General features: G+C 65.8%; 13 protein-coding genes and 1 other RNA gene. 3 read left to right on the top strand and 11 right to left on the bottom strand.

Features of this window, described 5'->3' with window-relative positions; all coding sequences use genetic code 11:
- Complete coding sequence (locus AN401_RS07750; RefSeq protein WP_157772191.1) at positions 1–1581, bottom strand: efflux RND transporter periplasmic adaptor subunit; 1581 nt, start codon at positions 1579–1581, stop codon at positions 1–3.
- 8 nt (positions 1582–1589) lie between these two features.
- Positions 1590–2846, bottom strand: coding sequence for a TolC family protein (locus tag AN401_RS07745; RefSeq protein WP_198401837.1), 1257 nt, complete (start codon positions 2844–2846; stop codon positions 1590–1592).
- Positions 2847–3019: 173 nt separating this feature from the next.
- On the opposite strand from AN401_RS07745, the gene AN401_RS07740 reads away from it, so the two are divergent.
- Positions 3020–4456 carry a heavy metal sensor histidine kinase gene (locus AN401_RS07740; RefSeq protein WP_096778999.1) on the top strand — a complete coding sequence of 479 codons (1437 nt, stop codon included), beginning with the start codon at positions 3020–3022 and terminating at the stop codon, positions 4454–4456.
- Here the strand turns inward: AN401_RS07740 and AN401_RS07735 are convergent.
- The 8 genes from AN401_RS07735 to AN401_RS07700 all read right to left on the bottom strand — a co-directional run bounded on the left by AN401_RS07735 (position 4410) and on the right by AN401_RS07700 (position 12574).
- Positions 4410–6722, bottom strand: coding sequence for a heavy metal translocating P-type ATPase (locus AN401_RS07735; protein ID WP_096778998.1), 2313 nt, complete (start codon positions 6720–6722; stop codon positions 4410–4412). The two genes, AN401_RS07740 and AN401_RS07735, sit on opposite strands and share 47 nt — an antisense overlap.
- A 377-nt stretch (positions 6723–7099) precedes the next feature.
- Entirely contained in the window at positions 7100–7459 is a 360-nt protein-coding gene (locus tag AN401_RS07730; RefSeq protein ID WP_096778997.1) for a hypothetical protein, read from the bottom strand.
- 117 nt (positions 7460–7576) lie between these two features.
- Complete coding sequence (locus AN401_RS07725) at positions 7577–7900, bottom strand: hypothetical protein (protein WP_157772189.1); 324 nt, start codon at positions 7898–7900, stop codon at positions 7577–7579.
- A 374-nt stretch (positions 7901–8274) separates the two neighbouring features.
- Entirely contained in the window at positions 8275–8667 is a 393-nt protein-coding gene (locus tag AN401_RS19725) for a hypothetical protein (protein ID WP_157772187.1), read from the bottom strand.
- A 133-nt stretch (positions 8668–8800) separates the two neighbouring features.
- A complete protein-coding gene (locus AN401_RS07715; RefSeq protein WP_096778994.1) occupies positions 8801–9196 on the bottom strand; it encodes a c-type cytochrome in 396 nt (131 codons plus the stop codon).
- 67 nt (positions 9197–9263) lie between these two features.
- Entirely contained in the window at positions 9264–9761 is a 498-nt protein-coding gene (locus AN401_RS07710; RefSeq protein WP_096778993.1) for a cupredoxin domain-containing protein, read from the bottom strand.
- Between the two features lie 45 nt (positions 9762–9806).
- Complete coding sequence (locus tag AN401_RS07705) at positions 9807–10658, bottom strand: copper resistance protein B (RefSeq protein WP_232513404.1); 852 nt, start codon at positions 10656–10658, stop codon at positions 9807–9809.
- Positions 10655–12574: a copper resistance system multicopper oxidase gene (locus AN401_RS07700; RefSeq protein WP_096778991.1), complete on the bottom strand. Its 1920-nt coding sequence runs from the start codon at positions 12572–12574 to the stop codon at positions 10655–10657. The genes AN401_RS07705 and AN401_RS07700 overlap by 4 nt, the downstream gene beginning before the upstream one ends.
- 200 nt (positions 12575–12774) lie before the next feature.
- On the opposite strand from AN401_RS07700, the gene AN401_RS07695 reads away from it, so the two are divergent.
- Together AN401_RS07695 and ffs are read left to right on the top strand one after the other, a co-directional pair.
- On the top strand, positions 12775–13452 hold the full coding sequence (locus tag AN401_RS07695) for a heavy metal response regulator transcription factor (RefSeq protein ID WP_094039572.1): 678 nt from the start codon (positions 12775–12777) through the stop codon (positions 13450–13452).
- Between the two features lie 296 nt (positions 13453–13748).
- An RNA gene (gene ffs / locus AN401_RS07690) (signal recognition particle sRNA small type) lies at positions 13749–13846 on the top strand.
- Between the two features lie 287 nt (positions 13847–14133).
- On the opposite strand, the gene AN401_RS07685 is transcribed toward ffs, so the two are convergent.
- Positions 14134–15816, bottom strand: coding sequence for an SLC13 family permease (locus AN401_RS07685; protein WP_232513403.1), 1683 nt, complete (start codon positions 15814–15816; stop codon positions 14134–14136).
- Positions 15817–15915: the final 99 nt, after the last annotated feature.

The following is a 15915-nucleotide window of genomic DNA, read 5'->3' as shown; positions in this document are numbered from 1 at the left end:
TCAGTGCCCTCCCTGCGCCGCATGGGCATGCTCGCCGTGGCCACCGTGGTCGTGGCCGGCGTCCTGCTCCATGGCAGCGGCGCCGTGATCGGCATGGCCGTGGCCGGCGTCCGGCACCACGGCAGCGGCGCCGTGACCGGCATGGCCGTGGCCGGCGTCCGGCACCACGGCAGCGGCACCGTGACCGCCGTGGCCGTCATGCTCCCGGCCGTCATCCGCCGCCCCCGGCCCGGCGCCGCCGTTCATGCCCTGCAGGGCGGCCATCAGGTTGCTTTCGGCATCGATCAGGAAGTTGGCGGAGGTCACCACCCGCTCGCCGGGGGCCACTCCGGCGGTCACCTGCCAGTAGCCGTCGTGGCGGCCGGCGGTGGTCAGCTCCCGCGGCTCGTAGAGCCCCTCGGCCAGGGCGACGATGGCCACCCGGCGCCGGCCCGAGTCGATCACCGCCGAGTCGGGCAGCGCCACGCCCCGGCCGAGGTCGTGGTGCAGCTGCACCCAGGCGAACTGGCCGGGTTTGAGCCGGCCGCCGGGGTTGTCCAGCTCGACCCGCACCCGGAGGGTGCGGGTGTCGCCGTTCAGCACCGGGGCCACGAAGGCCACCCGGCCGTCGAAGGTCTCGCCGGGATAGGCTTCCAGGCCGATGGAAACCGGCCGGCCCGGCTCGGCCAGCGCCAGCTCCTGCTCGGGGATTTCGACCTGCAGCCAGAGCCGGGACAGATCGGCCAGCCGGAACAGCTCCTCGCCGGGCATGAAACGGGCGCCTTCCAGCACCGGCTTGGCCAGCACGGTGCCGCCGCGCGGCGCCGGATAGGCGATGGTGCGCCTGGGTTCGCCGCCCCCGCGCAGGCGCGCCAGCTCCGCCTCGGGCAACTGCCACAGCTGCAGCCGGCGCAGGCTGCTGTCGGCCAGTTGGGCCAGCCCCCGGCGCAGCGCCTCGTCACCCCCGGCCAGCCGTTGCAGGCCCCGGTGCGCCAGGCGGTATTCCTGGGCGGCGGCGTAGAGCTCGGGGCTGTATACCTCGAACAACGGCTGGCCGGCCTCCACCCGCAGGCCGGTTTCCTTCACCAGCAGCCGTTCGACCCAGCCCTCGAAACGGGGCGCCACCGAGAACAGGGCGCCCTCGTCCGGCTCCAGGGTCGCCACCGCCCGCAAGTTGCGGCTGAAGTCGCGCTCCTGCACCCTTTCGGTCCTGACCCCCAGCTTCTGCACCTTGTCGGCGGACACCCTGACTTGGTTGGGGCCGGTCACCTCGCTGGCATAAACGGGGATGTAATCCATGCCCATGGGATCCTTCTTCGGCACCGGCGAGGTGTCGGGCAAGCCCATGGGATTGCGGTAATAGAGGATGCGCCCGGCCGGTTCCGCGGCCGGCTCGTGCTCGAACACCGGGAGATAATCCATGCCCATGGGATCCTTCTTCGGCACCGGCGAGGTGTCGGGCAGCCCCATGGGATTGCGGTAATAGAGGATGCGGGGGCCGGCATCGGCCGCCTGGGGCGCAGGGGCGACCTGCTGCTGGCCCAGCCAGTAGCCGCCGCCCGCCAGCATCAGCCCCGCCGCCGACAGCAGCAGTGTGGACATGGCTTTCATCATTGTTCTCCTGTCAGGGTCAGCAGGGCGTTTTCGGCCCGGAAGCGTGCCACTTCGGCCATCAGTTGGTCCTGGCCGAGCCGGCGGATCTGTTGCTGGGCATCCAGCAGCATGGCAAATTCCACCCGGCCGGTGGCGTACCCCGCCAGCGCCGATTCGAAGGTCAGCTCCGCCTGGGGCAGCAGGCTGTGCCGCAGCAGTTCCAGCTGCTGCCGGCTGCCGTCCCGCCGGGCCACCAGGCCGTGCACGGCCTGCTCCAGCTCGCGCCGGCCCGCGTCTGCCAGGGCCTGGCTGCGCGCCAGCATGGCGCCGGCCTCGGCCCGCTCCGCCCGCCGCGCGCCCTGCTGCAGGGGCAGCCGCACCGACAGCATCAGCTCGACGTTGTCGAGGTCGTTGCCCATCTGCACCGCCGACAGCCCCAGCCCCACCTCGGGCCTGTTGTTCAGCTGGCTCTGCCGGTAGCGGCTGTCGGCGGCCTGCCGCTGCTGCTCCAGCGCCTTCAGGCCCGGGTTGCGGGCCAGGGCCCGCTCCCCCCAGTCGGCCTCATGGCCGAGCAATTCGGGCAGGCTGTCGGGCTGGCCACCCAGGGCGGCCGGTGCCAGGTTGAGCAGGCCGGCCAGCTCGGCCCGGGCGGCTTCCGCCTCGGCCAGCAACGCCAGTTGCTCGTTACCGAGCATGGTGCGCTCGGCCTGGGCCCGCAGCACCTCGGCCTGGGCGCCGAGACCGACGGCATAACGCTGCTGGGCGGTCTGCTCGACCTGCTCGATCAGCAATTCCAGGTGCCGGTTGATGCGCTGGCTTTCCCGCGCCTGGTACCAGTCGGCGTAGGCCGTGCGCACCTGGCCACGCAACCGGAGCCGTCGCTGCTCGCGCTCGAATCCGGCCTGGCGGCTGCCCGCCTCGGCCCGCTCCACCTCGAGCCCGCGCGTGCCCCAGCGGGGCAGCATCTGCTCGATGCCGTACTTCATTTCCCCCACCCGGCGCGGCGCCAGGGTGGGGTTGTCGGGATCGATGCCCATCCATTCGATGCGCAACACAGGGTCGTCCCAGGCGCTGGCCATGACGATGGCCTGCCGGCTGGCCTCGACCTCGGCGGACATGGCGGCAAGCTCGGGATTGTGCCGTTCGGCCAGCTCCAGCAAGGCCGGCAGGTCGAGGGAGGCAGGGGTTTCCGCCAGGGCGGGATTCATCAGGGCAAGGCCGATCAGCACGGCGGCCAGCCGGCCACCAACGGCGCGGCGCGGGGGTTCTTTCATGGGGGCATCCACTGTTCTATAACCATGGGTACAGCATGGATGTTCAACCTGATGCCAAGCTGACGGCAGCATTACATTTCTGTCATCCGGGCGGATGGGGGGAACAAAATGGTAAAGTGGCCGCCATTGCATAGCGTTACCTCACCGACCCGGCAAGGAGTCCGACCGCCAAGATGGGCAGCTTTCTTTCCCTGACCACCCGCCTGAGCCTGCTGTTCGGCGTGACCATGATCGGCATCTGGAGCCTGGTCAGCCTGGTGCTGATCCAGTCCCTGGACCACCATTTCGACCAGCAGGACCAGGCCGATATCCAGGGCAAGCTGCAGCTGGCCCGCAACTTCCTCGCCACCCACCTGCAGGGTGACGGCCAGCGCTGGCCCCTGCTGGAAGAACACCTCAACGACGCCCTCTCCGGCCACGGCAGCCACTATATCCTGATGCTGGATCCGGACGGCCGGATGCTGGTCGATGCCCGGCCGCCCGGCGCCCGCCAGCCGGGGCTGGATCACCTCCCCCTGGCGATGCCGCCGTCGGACAGCTGGCAGCAAAGCTGGGAGGAGCAGGGCATCGTTTATCGCGGCCTGGCCGAATGGGAAGACTTCGGCCCGTCCCTGCCCTGGCCCGGTGCCCCCGAACGGGTGCTGATCCGGGTGGTGCTGGACACCAGCTATCACCAGCACTTTATCGACGACATCAAGAAGGGGCTGGCCTGGTTTACCGGCGGCATCGCCCTGATCTCGGTGCTGCTGGGCTGGCTGGCCTCCCGCCTGGGGCTCAAGCCGTTGCGGGAGCTGGCCTCGGTGTCCACCCGGGTCAGCGCCGCCAAGCTCGATCACCGGCTGTCGCTGGCGCAGGCGCCGGTGGAGCTGCACGCCCCCATCCAGGCCTTCAACGCCATGCTGGATCGGCTGGAGGACTCCTTCCGGCGGCTGTCCGAGTTTTCCTCGGATATCGCCCACGAGCTGCGCACCCCGGTCAACAGCCTGATGATGCAGACCCAGGTGGCGCTATCTCGGGAGCGCGACGCCGACGACTACCGGGAAGCGCTGTACAACAACCTGGAGGCGGCCGAGCGGCTGGCGCGGATGATCGGCGAGATGCTGTTTTTGGCCAAGTCGGAGCAGGGGCTGCTGACCGTGCAGGCCGAAGAGGTCGACCTGGCCGGGGAAGTGGACGAACTGCTGGAGTTCTTCGAGCCCCTGGCCAGCGAGCAGCAGCTGCGGCTGCGGCGCCGGGGCGAGGCCCGGCTGCACGGCGATCGCGCCATGCTGCAGCGGGCCTTCAGCAACCTGCTGTCCAATGCCATCCGCTATACCCCGGCCGGGGCCGAGATCCGGGTGGAGATAGGGCGGGACGACGACGCCGTGATCGTGGCCGTCGCCAACCCGGGCACCCCCATCCCCGCCGAGCAGTGGCCGCGCCTGTTCGATCGCTTCTACCGCGCCGACAGCGCCCGCCAGTCGGCGACCGACGGCACCGGCCTGGGACTGTCCATCGCCAAGGCCATCGTCCAGGCCCACGGCGGTACCCTGTCGGTGCACTCCGACGAGCACGAAACCCGCTTCAGCGCCCGCTTTCCCCGGACGCGCCCGCCAGGGGCGTCCGCTTGAGCCGGAGCGAGTTGCCGACAACCGACAGCGAGCTGGCGGTCATGGCGACCACCCCTATCATGGGGTGCAGCAGCCCCAGGGCGGCGATGGGAATGGCGGCCACATTGTAGCCGGAGGCCCACAGCAGGTTTTCGACTATCTTGCGGAAGGTCAGCCGCGAGAGGTGCGCGGCCTGCACCACGCCGCCGAGGCGGTCGCCGATCAGGATGACGTCGGCGGCCTCCACCGCCACGTCGGCGCCGGCGCCGATGGCGATGCCCACGTTGGCCTGCTTCAGGGCCGGAGCGTCGTTGATGCCGTCCCCCACCATGGCCACCCAGGGCCCCACCTCGGCCTGCAGCTCCCGCACCTTGTCTATTTTGCCTTCCGGCAGCACCTGGGCGTAGACGCTGTCGATGCCTACCTGGGCCGCCACATGCCGGGCGGCCCGCTCGTTGTCGCCGGTGAGCATCACGGTGCGGATGCCCATGGCCTTGAGCGCGGCCACCGCCTCCCGGGCATCGGCCTTGAGGGTGTCGGCGATGGCCACCACCCCGACCAGCCGGTGCTCCCGGGCCACATAGAGGGCGGTCTTGCCCTGCTCCTCCAACCCGGCCAGCGCCCCCGCCAGCTCGTTCGTGTCCAGCCCGCATTCGGCCATCCAGCGGCCGTTGCCCACCCGCACCAGGGCGCCCTCGATACGGGCCTGCACCCCCCGGCCGTTGAGTGCCTCGAAGGCCTCGAGCGGTGGCAGCGCAAGATGCGCTTCCCCGGCCCTGTCCCGCAGCGCCTGGGCGATGGGATGCTCGGAGCCAACCTCGACCGCCGTGGCCAGCACCAGCAGCTCGTCCGCCGACACCCCCCCGGCCGGCACCAGATCGGTCACCATCGGCTGTCCCCGGGTCAGGGTGCCGGTCTTGTCGAACACCACCACCCGGATGTCCTTGAAGGTCTGGATGGCCTCGCCGGAGCGGTACAGTATGCCCAGCTCGGCGCCCCGTCCGGCCCCCACCATCAGGGCGGTGGGCGTGGCCAGGCCCAGGGCACAGGGACAGGCGATCACCAGCACCGCCACGCTGGACAACAGGGCCACCAGGGGCGCCGACAGTTCCGGATTGACCCAGGGCAGGAAGCCCGCCCCCCAGTACAGGATGCCCCGCAACGCCTCGCCGAAGCCGAGCCACATCGCCAGGCTGAGCAGGCTTACCAGCAGCACCAGGGGCACGAAGCGACCGGTCACCCGATCCGCGAACTCCTGGATCGGCACCTTGGAGCCCTGGGCCCGCTCCACCAGGCCGATCACCTGGGCCAGGAAGGTATCTTCCCCGACCCGGGTGGCGCGCACCCGCAGCAGGCCCTCCTTGTTGATGGTGGCCCCGATCACCCCGTCGCCGGGGACCTTCTCGACCGGCAGCGGCTCGCCGGTGGCCAGGGACTCGTCCACATGGCTGGCCCCCTCGATCACCTCGCCGTCGGAGGGGATCTTCTCGCCGGGGCGCACCACCATCAGGTCGCCCACCTGCACCTCGCCGATGGGCAGCTCCACCTCTTCGCCGTCGCGCAGCACCCGGGCACTCTTGGCGCCCAGCGCCAGCAACTGGCGAATGGCCTGGGACGCCCGGCCCTTGGCCCGGCTTTCCAGGTAGCGGCCGAGCAGGTGAAAGGTCATGATGGTGGAGGCCATTTCCATAAAGGAGGTCATGGGGAACAGGAAGCCGACCAGGCCGATCAGGTAGGGCGGCAGGCTGCCCAGGCTGATGAGCACGTCCATGTTGGCGGTTCTGTTGGTGAGCGCCTTCCAGGCGGACACATGGGTGGCGGCACCGGCGAAAAAGACCGGCGCCACCGCCAGCAGGGCGACCAGCAGCAGGTAGCCCGGCACCGGCAACCAGAACATCTCCACCATCATCAGCAGCATGATCAGGGTGGTGGGCACCCCGGCCAGCCACAGCCGCCGGCGGGCGTCGCGCAGATAGGCTTCCTCGGCCTCGGCGCCGGCCTCGGCCTCCCCTTTCAGCCCCGCATGGGCCACCTCGTAGCCGGCCCGCTCGACCGCCGCCCTGAGCGCGGCCACATCGGTCCGGCCGGCGTCGAACGTCACCGTCACCTTGTGGGTGGCGATCTGGGTGCTGACCGCCGTGACCCCGGGCAGGCGCCGCAGCGAGGTGCCGACCAGGCCGGCGCAGTGGTCGCTGCCCATGCCGGGGACGATCAGGGTCGCTTCGGTGGACCCGTCGCCCGGCGCCCTGCCGGAGGCCTTCGCCTCCCTTGGTATGCTGTCCATCATCTCTTCTCCTTATCGGTTTACAACTTAGTCAGCGCCGATACTTGGTGCTAGGGCTGCCACCATGACGTGAGTGTTGGACGCCACCGTGGGGCGCGGGCGGCCCGCCCGCTGAGGGTCGTACCGAGGTGGGCGAAGGCACGGCCCAATCTGCGATGCCTGTTCTGCCTCGCACCTTTTAAACCGGTGGTGTGCTAGGCCAATCCGAAGGGGCCGCGCTACGCGCGAAAGCAGGCGGGCCGCCTGCGCTCCACCAGCCAGGTGCACTGCTGCAAACGGCGGTGTTTTCCTGCCGGCGAGCATCACGGGCCAGGGTTGGAATCCTTGTTCATGGGAATCTCCCGAGGGGGCCGGCCCGACAAGGCGCCGGCCGCCGGTGGTTAGTTCTGCATCTGGCCCATCTGGCCCATGCCCATCTGCCCCATGTGCTCCATCATCTGCCGGCACATGGCCATGTGCTCTTCCATCTGCGCCATGGACTGGGTCATGAACTCCAGGTGCTCCGCCAGCAACCGCTCGCGTTCGGCGGGATCCTGCGTCTGTTGCAGCGCCGCCATCTGGTCGCGCATGGTCTGCATTCGCTCCTGCATCATGCCCATCTGCTGCTGCCGTTCCATCATGGTGGCGGCATCAACCGGCTTGGTCGGCTCGGCGGGGGCGTGGTGGGCTTCTTCGGCCAGCACCGGCGACAGGTTCAGCATCAGGCCCAGGCCGGCGGCGATAAGGATATGTTTGCTCATGGTGATATTCCTCATTGGTTTGAAAAGGGGAAGGCACGGCCACGACGGTGGGGGTGCGCTCCCTCTGGATAACGGGGTAAACGCCGGGCACGAAGGCTCCGGCTGCCGAGGGGAATATCAGATACGCAGGCGAACGGTGGCGAGATAGCGCGGCAGCTTGGCCAGGGGCGGCGCCCCGGGTTCGGCCAGTACCGCCAGACGCTGAAGATGCGGCGCCGCCGGCTGCAGCGGCGGGGAAGGAGGAGCCAGGAACAGCGTGAGCAGCCGCCCCTGGTCGCCCGGCTTGATAAAGGGCTCGGATTCATCCAGCCCCTGCTGATGGCAGATCACCTCTTCGGCCTCGGCCTGGTGCGCCAGGCTGTCGAACACCGGCTCGGCCAGGCAATGGAGGGGCAGCAACAGCACCCACAGGCTCAGCAGGCACACCAACAGGCTTGCCACCGGCCGTGAACTTTCATTGCTGAACGGGTGCCTCATGCTCCCTCCCGGATAACCGATCTGAAAAATCAGTCTAAACAATATCAGTTTAGATGAGTTGATATGCCCTGGAGTTGATTTTGATCAACAATGACTCTTTAGCAGAGCTTGCTTTACCTGTCCTGGTTTTTTGGAAAGATTAAAATTTATCAAAAAGTCATCAAGAGCAACTCAAGAAAAAGCCGGCCATAAGGCCGGAAAAGAAACATCCATCAGAGTCAAAACAAACAACTTAGACCAAGACCTTTAGATAAAGATAAAACCTGGACTTCAACATCAAAAAATCAACAGCTACGATTGTCAGTAATATGTTGTCACTCAAGATACGATAACATGAATTACTGGTGCCTGTTCATGCGCTCCTGAAATCGATCGATTCCATCGGTTCCGTTAGTTCCAGCATTTAAATAGATCTTTGCGGCAACTGGCGCATCCTGGACACTTTGCACCCGTGCCATTTTGTCCTGAAAGCGATCCACACCATCAGAGCCATTGCTGCCAGTATTGAGATAAATTTCTGCAGGAACACAATCTGCCGGGGCTTTTCCTGCCTTTTGGGCCCGCAGTGCCAACATCCTTGCTTGAAAGCGATCGGCTCCATCGCTGCCGACAGCTTCGGTTCCCAGGCAGACTCGAGCCGGTTTTTCATCGGCGAAAGTATCGGCTGCCTGGAGCCAGGGCACCATCATCATGGATGCGGCGAAAAAAATAGAGCAAGTGGTTTTTTTCATGATGCTTTCCTTCTTAGCTTCTGGTGAGCAATTTCATTCTTGAAGTTAAGGATAGCAATACCGACTTACCCCACCCTGACAAGGGCATTACATTAAAGTCATCTGAAAGCAGTAATAAATATGAATGAAAACACTATTTTATTCCATTCTTACGCTGCTCATGCCGTATATATTCGATAACGGCACTCACATCGTCATGTTCCAGGCCCGGTATGGCCGGCATGTCACCAAAAGGCCAGTGATGAGCGCGAACCCCCTTTTCCACGGCGAGGTGAAAAGCCTGATCACCATGATGCGATGGCACATAGACCCTGTGAATAAAGGGTGGCCCCTGATTGGTTCCCTTCATGGAAATCCCATGGCAGGATGCGCAGTTCTCATTGTATATCGAGATCCCTTTTTCTATTTTTTCAACACGAGCGGCCTCTTTCCCGCCCATCAGCAAAGGCTTGAATACCACAAATAGCACGGGAACCGATAAAACGAGTAATACGGAAAGCAATACGACAAGGCTTGGTGACGATTTCATGCGGTTTCACCCTTATCTTGCAGCAGTATAAAAAGCCGGCATGGGGTTGCCCCCATGCCGGCCTGGCTTACATGACGGTAATGCCACCCTTCATCCCGGCTTCCATATGGCCGGGCAGCAGGCAGGCGAAGTCGACGGTGCCGGCCTGATCGAACTGCCACACCAGGCCGCCCCGCTGGCCGCCCTGGAGGCTGATCATATTGGGCTCGGCATGGTGCATGTCCGGCATCTGCCGCATCATCTCGGCGTGCTCCAGCAGTGCCTCGGCATTGCCGATCACCAGCTCGTGCTTCAGTTTGCCGGTGTTCTTGACGAAAAACCGCACCGTCTCCCCGGCCTTGACCTCTATGTGCGCGGGGGAAAAACGCATATCGTCGCTCATCACGACTTCGATGGTGCGGCTGACGTCCGCCGCCTTGCCGGGCTGGCCGACGCCCTGCATCTTCTGGTTCATCGAGGCCATGTCATGACCCTGGTGGGCGCCATGGTGGCCGCCATGCTCTCCCGCGGCCATGGCGAATCCGGGCAGCAGGCCCAGCATGATAACGGACAGTGTTTTCTTCATATCACATTGTTCCTTGATTGTGGGTTTTCTATTTTCAGCAGTGACTTAAAACCAGAACCGGACCCCGGCCACCCAGCGGCCTTCCTGGGTCGATTCGCCCTCGGCCCGCACCATGTCCGCGGTGTTGCCCAGGGCCGCGGCCCATTCCAGCCCCACATAGGGGGCAAACTGGCGATCGATTTCGTAACGCAGGCGCGCTCCCGCCACCAGCTCGGACAGGCCCCGCCCCTGGCCCCGGGCCCCGTCATCCTTGCCGTAGGCGCTCAGCTCCACCCTGGGCTGCAACACCAGGCGCTGGGTCAGCAGCAGTTCATATTCCGCCTCCAGCGCCAGCGCCGTCTGCCCCTGCTCGCCCAGGTAGGCGGTGGCATCCACTTCGAACCAGTAGGGTGCCAGGCCTGATACCCCCAGGGCCAGCCAGCCCTGATCCGGGCCGTGGCCAGTGTCGTAACGCACCCCGAACTCGGTATTCCAGAATGAAGACAGGGCCCGGCTCCACAGCAGTTCGGTGCTGGACTCTTCCAGCCGGCCGGCTTCGATGTCGCCTTCCGCCTTCAGCACCGCCCTGTGGTAGTCGCGGCCTATCCAGGCACGGGTATCGTACGCCCAGTGGTGTCCGGCGCCGGCATCGACCCGCTCCAGCCGGTCCACCAGCACCCCGCCGAACAGGTGCTCGTCCGCCAGCCGGAGCTGGCGAGGTCCGGGCAGCGCATAGGGGCCTTCATCCAGGGTGAAGCCGCCGGAATAGGCATGGGGGTCCCGGGCGTCGGCCGGTGCCGGCCCGCCGCCGTGGCCCGCATGGGGATCCTGGGCCCAGGTCGAGACCAGGGGCAGGGCCGCCAGCGCCAGCAGGGTGAGGTTCATTCCGGACTTCATCATCGCTTTCCTCTTGTTCATGACACCACCACCATGCGGAACATGCCCGCGTCCATATGGAACATCAGGTGGCAGTGCCAGGCCCAGCGGCCCAGGGCATCGGCGGTCACCAGAAAGCTGATCCGCTGGGCCGGTTGCACCGGTATGGTATGGCGACGAACCAGAAAATCCCCCTCCGGGCTTTCCAGCTCGCTCCACATGCCGTGCAGGTGCATGGGGTGGGTCATCATGGTGTCGTTGTGCAGTATGATGCGCACCCGCTCCCCGTAGCTCAGGTGGATGGGGGTGGAGTTGCCGAACTCGACCCCGTCGAAGGACCAGGTGTAGCGCTCCATGTTGCCGGTGAGGTGCAGCTCGATTTCCCGCTCCGCCGGGCGCGGATCCAGGGGGCCGCCGGGGGTGCGCAGATCGGCCAGGGTCAGCACCCGGCGGCCGTTGTCGCGCAGGCCCACGCCGGGATCGTCCAGGTTGGTGCGCGGCATGTCCACCCGCATGTCGACGCTGGGGCCGTATTCGGTGCTGGCGTGGCGCACCGTCTGGCTGGGCCTGGCCAGGGACGACGCCATGGCGCCGTGCATACCATGGCCCATGGCGGCGTGGTCCATCCCGGCCATATTGCCGTGACCCATGGCGGCGTGGTCCATCCCGGCCATATTGCCGTGGCCCATGGCGGCGTGGTCCATCCCGGCCATATTGCCGTGGCCCATGGCGCCGTGGTCCATCCCGGCCATATTGCCGTGGCCCATGGCCGCATGATCCATGCCCGCCATGGCACCGCCGTGGGCACCGTGATCCATGGCGCCCATCATGTCGGCCATGGTCAGTTGCTGGACCGGATCGATCGGCGGCACGGCGGCGCTCAGCCCCTCGCGGGTGGCCAGGGTGCCCCGGGCGTAGCCGGTTCTGTCCATGGCCTGGGCGAACAGGGTGTAGGCCTCGGCGGTGGGCTCCACGATCACGTCGTAGGTTTCACCGGGGCCGAAGCGGAACTCGTCCACGTCCACCGGCTCGACATTCAGGCCATCCGCCTGCACCACGGTCAGCTTGAGGCCGGGAATGCGCACGTCGTAAAAGGTATTGCCGGCCCCGTTGATAAAGCGCAGGCGTACCCGTTCGCCGGGTTTGAACAAGGCCGTCCAGTTGCCCGCCGGCGTGGTGCCGTTCATCAGGTAGGTCAGGGTCTCGGCCGACAGATCCGCCAGATCGGTCGGGCTCATGCGCATCTGGTTCCACATCTGCCGCTTGCCGATGGCCGCCCCCAGCCCCTCACCGGAGACATCCCGGAAAAAGTCGGACACCGTCGGCTGGTTGAAGTTGTAGAAGTCGCCCTGGTTCTTGAGCTTGGCAAGAACCCGCATGGGGTTTTCGTCGGTCCAGTCGGACAACAGCACCACATGCTCGCGGTCGGCGATGATGGGCTCGGCCTCGGCCGGATCGATGATCAGGGCGCCGTACATGCCGGTCAGCTCCTGCATGCCGGAGTGGGAGTGATACCAGTAGGTGCCGCTCTGCTCCAGCCGGAAGCGGTAGGTAAAGGTTTCGCCGGGGGCGATGCCGGCAAAGCTGATGCCGGGCACCCCGTCCATCTCGTAGGGCAGTATGATGCCGTGCCAGTGGATGGAGGTGGGCTCCTTGAGCTTGTTGACCACCCGGATGGTGACCTCGTCCCCTTCGCGCATGCGCAGGGTGGGTGCCGGAATGGAGCCATTGATGGTGGTGGCCATGCGCCGCTTGCCGGTGAAATTGACCGGTGACTCGTCGATCACCAGCTCGAATTCGGTGCCGGTCAGCACCGGTGCCGACCCGGTCAGGGTACCCGGACTGGCCGCCCGCGCGGGTGTAAGCAGGGGCGACAGCCCCAGGGCCACGCCACCGGCGGCCAGCCCCTGCACAAAACGCCGGCGCGGCAGGTCCGGCATTCGATTGGAATGCGTCATCTCGTTCCCCTCTCCCTATTTTGGCTTATTTGTATTTCATTGCGCTGGATCATACAAAACGGCCACTTTCCGGGAGATGACGCCATCATTACAACCTTGTAATGATGGCGTCATGAACGGGTCAGGTCGCGGGGCTAGCCTTGAGCTGACACCCCGGCCGTGCTAAAGCTAACGCACCGAACACCATGATGAATCCGTTGATGAAACTGCTGGTCATAGAAGACGAAATCAAAACCGGGGACTACCTGCACCGGGGGCTGAGCGAGGCCGGTTTTGTGGTGGATCTGGCGCGCACCGGGCTGGATGGCCACCACCTGGCGATGGTCGAACCCTACGATCTCATCATCCTCGACGTGATGCTGCCCGACGTGGACGGCTGGCGCATAGTGCAGTCGCTGCGCGACGAGGGCCGGCAGGTGCCGGTGCTGTTCCTGACCGCCCGCGACAGCGTGGAAGACAGGGTCAAGGGGCTGGAACTCGGCGCCGACGACTACCTGGTCAAGCCCTTCGCCTTTGCCGAACTGCTGGCCCGGGTGCGCTCCCTGCTGCGCCGGGGCAGCGCCGCCCCCCAGGATGACCGCCTGCAGGTGGCCGATCTCACCCTGGAGCTCTCCCGGCGCCGGGTCAGCCGGGGCGCCGAGCGCATCCATCTCACCAACAAGGAGTTCGCCCTGCTGGAGCTGCTGGTGCGCCGCCAGGGCGAGGTGCTGCCCCGCTCGCTGATCGCCTCCCTGGTATGGGACATGAACTTCGACAGCGACACCAACGTGATCGACGTGGCCATCCGCCGGCTGCGCGCCAAGATCGACGACGGCTTCGAGCCCAAATTGATCCAGACGGTGCGCGGCATGGGCTATACCCTGGAAGCACGCGGCTGATCGGCCAGGGCACCGTGGTCCACCGTAGGTCCACTTCAGTGGACCTTTTTCCACCAACGGCGCCGGGGTTCGGTCGAATAAATTCGACCCTACGACGACCCTACAAAATGCGCCGGGCCTGCCGTAGGGTCCGTTTCAACGGACCTTTTCCATCACGGTGCCGGGATTCGGTCGACTGAAGTCGACCCTACCAAAGGTCCAACGGCGGGGCCCAGGGCAATAAAGCAGCAGTCGCGCCGGCAAGGGTTGCATTCAAAAGGGGTTTTGCTAGACTGGCCGCTCTTCGATGGTGGCCCCGTTGGTCCTCTCGCATCGAAACCTTGTCGACCTGGTCAGGCCCGGAAGGGAGCAGCCAAGGCGAGGATCTTCGAGTGCCGGGATGCGGCTGGCGGGCGCCACCTCCAATTTTCTGCCGTTTTATCCCCCTATTCTTTTCTCTCAGCCTGGCTCGTTGCAGTTGTAGGCGCCCGTTTACGTGGCGCGAACCGGCGGCTACGCAGGTTGTGCCTGGCGGCCCGCCTGCCTTCGCGCGCAGCGCGAACCTTTGCCGGGTTATGCCGGCTAAAGCGGCACCTACAGCTGTACCTACAGCGATACAAACCTACACCTCGGTGCCACCCTTATGCGGGCGGGCCGCCCGCGCCCCAAGGCCTCATGCGAGTGAGCCGCCCGCGCCCCAGGCTAGAACGGGAACACCAGGGGCACCAGGATAAGCACGCCCGCCGAGTAGAGCAGGCTGACCGGCAGCCCCGCCTTCAGGTAGTCCAGCATGCGGTAGCGGCCGGGGGAATACACCATCAGGTGGGTCTGGTAGCCGAAGGGCACCATAAAGCAGGCGCTGGCGCCGAAGGCCACCGCCATGATAAAAGGCATGGGCTCGGCGCCGAAGGCCTGGGCGGTGGAAAGGCCGATGGGAAAGGCCAGGGCGGCGGCGGCGTTGTTGGTGACGGTTTCGGTCAGCACCAGGGTGATCAAAAACACCCCGATAAAGGCGCCGTACACCCCGTAACCGTCGAACAGGGTGCGCATGGTGTCGGCCACCAGTTGGGCGCCGCCCGAGCTTTCCAGCGCCTTGGCCACGGTCAGGGCCGAGCCGATGATCAGCATCAGCTCGAACGGAAAGCGCCGGCGCAGCTCGCTCAGGGTGAGGATGCGGCTCAGCAGCAGCGCCGCCAGCAGGATCAGCAGACCGTTCAGCAGCGGCACCAGCCCCAGGGCGGCCAGGCCGATCACGGCGCCAAAGCCGGTAAAGGCGAACAGGCTCTGGCGGTTGCTGAGCTTGGGCCGCTGCAGGGTGCCGTTCAGCACATGGAAGTTGCGGTCGATATTGCGATGCTGCATAAAATCCGCGCCCACCGCCAGCAGCAGGCTGTCGCCCACCTTGAGCGGGATCTGGCCCAACTGGCCGGTCAACCGGCGCTGGCCGCGGCGGATGCCCACCACGCCGGCGTTGAACATGGTGCGAAAATCCACTTCCCGCAGGGTGCGCTTGGCCAGCTCCGACTCGTTGGAGATCACCACCTCCACCAGGTTGGAGGCCAGCAGATCGTCGGCCTGGGCACCGAACACCTGCAGACCGGCAAAGCGCTGCAGGGCCTGCACCTTCTCCACCTCGCCGGTAAACACCAGGATGTCCCCTTCCAGCAGGATCTCGTCGGGGGAAACCGGGCTGAGCAGCCGCTCCTGGCGCACCAGCTCCAACAGGAAGAGGCCGTCCAGGCTGCGCAACTGGTTGGCCTCTATGCTGCGGCCGATCAGCGGCGACCCCTGCATCACCTGGGCCTCGAGAAAGTAGGCCTGAGCCGCCTCCCGGTCCTGCATGGAGTGGCGGGGCAGCAGGCGGGCGCTGAACAACAGCCCCAGCAGGCACAGCGCCGCTACCGGCACGCCCACCGCCGCAAACTGGAACATGCCGAGCGGCGGCAGGCCGGCGTTCACCACGAAGGAATTCACCACCAGGTTGGTGGACGTGCCGATCAGGGTGGTGACGCCGCCGAAAATGGAGGCGTAAGACAGCGGGATCAGCAAGCGGGAGGCGGGAATATAGCGCTGGCGCGAAATCACCCCGAGCAATGACCCCACCACGGCGGTATTATTGAGAAAGGCAGACAGGGTGGCGGTAACGCCCATCAGCCGCAGGCTGGCCAGCGACTCCCGGCCCTTGAGCAGGGCATCGGAAAACCGGTCGAGCAGCGGCGAGCGTTCCAGCGCCAGCGACACCAGCAGCAGCACCAGCAGGGTGATCAGCGCCGGGTTGGAAAAGCTGCCCAGCAGCGCCTGCTGCTCTACCACCCCCAGCAACACATAACCCACGGCCCAGGAGGTAAACAGCACCGCCGGCGAAAAACGTCCTTGTATCAGCAAGGCCAACAAGGCTCCGATTGATGCTAATACCAAATAGGCTGACATATATAACCACTCGCTCTTTAAGCAGGGCTATCATTGTAATCATATATCAAATAA

The organism is Zobellella denitrificans (assembly GCF_002407485.1).
In the GTDB taxonomy this organism is placed as follows: domain Bacteria; phylum Pseudomonadota; class Gammaproteobacteria; order Enterobacterales; family Aeromonadaceae; genus Oceanimonas; species Oceanimonas denitrificans.
This window is presented reverse-complemented; position numbering and strand designations above follow the sequence as displayed.

Bases quoted from the DNA above. Each gene is read 5' to 3' on its own strand.
- AN401_RS07700 (WP_096778991.1), bottom strand. From the start codon at position 12,574: ATGACGCATTCCAATCGAATGCCGGACCTGCCGCGCCGGCGTTTTGTG.
- AN401_RS07705 (WP_232513404.1), bottom strand. From the start codon at position 10,658: ATGAACAAGAGGAAAGCGATGATGAAGTCCGGAATGAACCTCACCCTG.
- AN401_RS07740 (WP_096778999.1), top strand. From the start codon at position 3,020: ATGGGCAGCTTTCTTTCCCTGACCACCCGCCTGAGCCTGCTGTTCGGC.
- AN401_RS07710 (WP_096778993.1), bottom strand. From the start codon at position 9,761: ATGAAGAAAACACTGTCCGTTATCATGCTGGGCCTGCTGCCCGGATTC.
- AN401_RS07715 (WP_096778994.1), bottom strand. From the start codon at position 9,196: ATGAAATCGTCACCAAGCCTTGTCGTATTGCTTTCCGTATTACTCGTT.
- AN401_RS07735 (WP_096778998.1), bottom strand. From the start codon at position 6,722: ATGATGGACAGCATACCAAGGGAGGCGAAGGCCTCCGGCAGGGCGCCG.
- AN401_RS07695 (WP_094039572.1), top strand. From the start codon at position 12,775: ATGAAACTGCTGGTCATAGAAGACGAAATCAAAACCGGGGACTACCTG.
- AN401_RS07730 (WP_096778997.1), bottom strand. From the start codon at position 7,459: ATGAGCAAACATATCCTTATCGCCGCCGGCCTGGGCCTGATGCTGAAC.
- AN401_RS07745 (WP_198401837.1), bottom strand. From the start codon at position 2,846: ATGAAAGAACCCCCGCGCCGCGCCGTTGGTGGCCGGCTGGCCGCCGTG.
- AN401_RS19725 (WP_157772187.1), bottom strand. From the start codon at position 8,667: ATGAAAAAAACCACTTGCTCTATTTTTTTCGCCGCATCCATGATGATG.
- AN401_RS07750 (WP_157772191.1), bottom strand. From the start codon at position 1,581: ATGTCCACACTGCTGCTGTCGGCGGCGGGGCTGATGCTGGCGGGCGGC.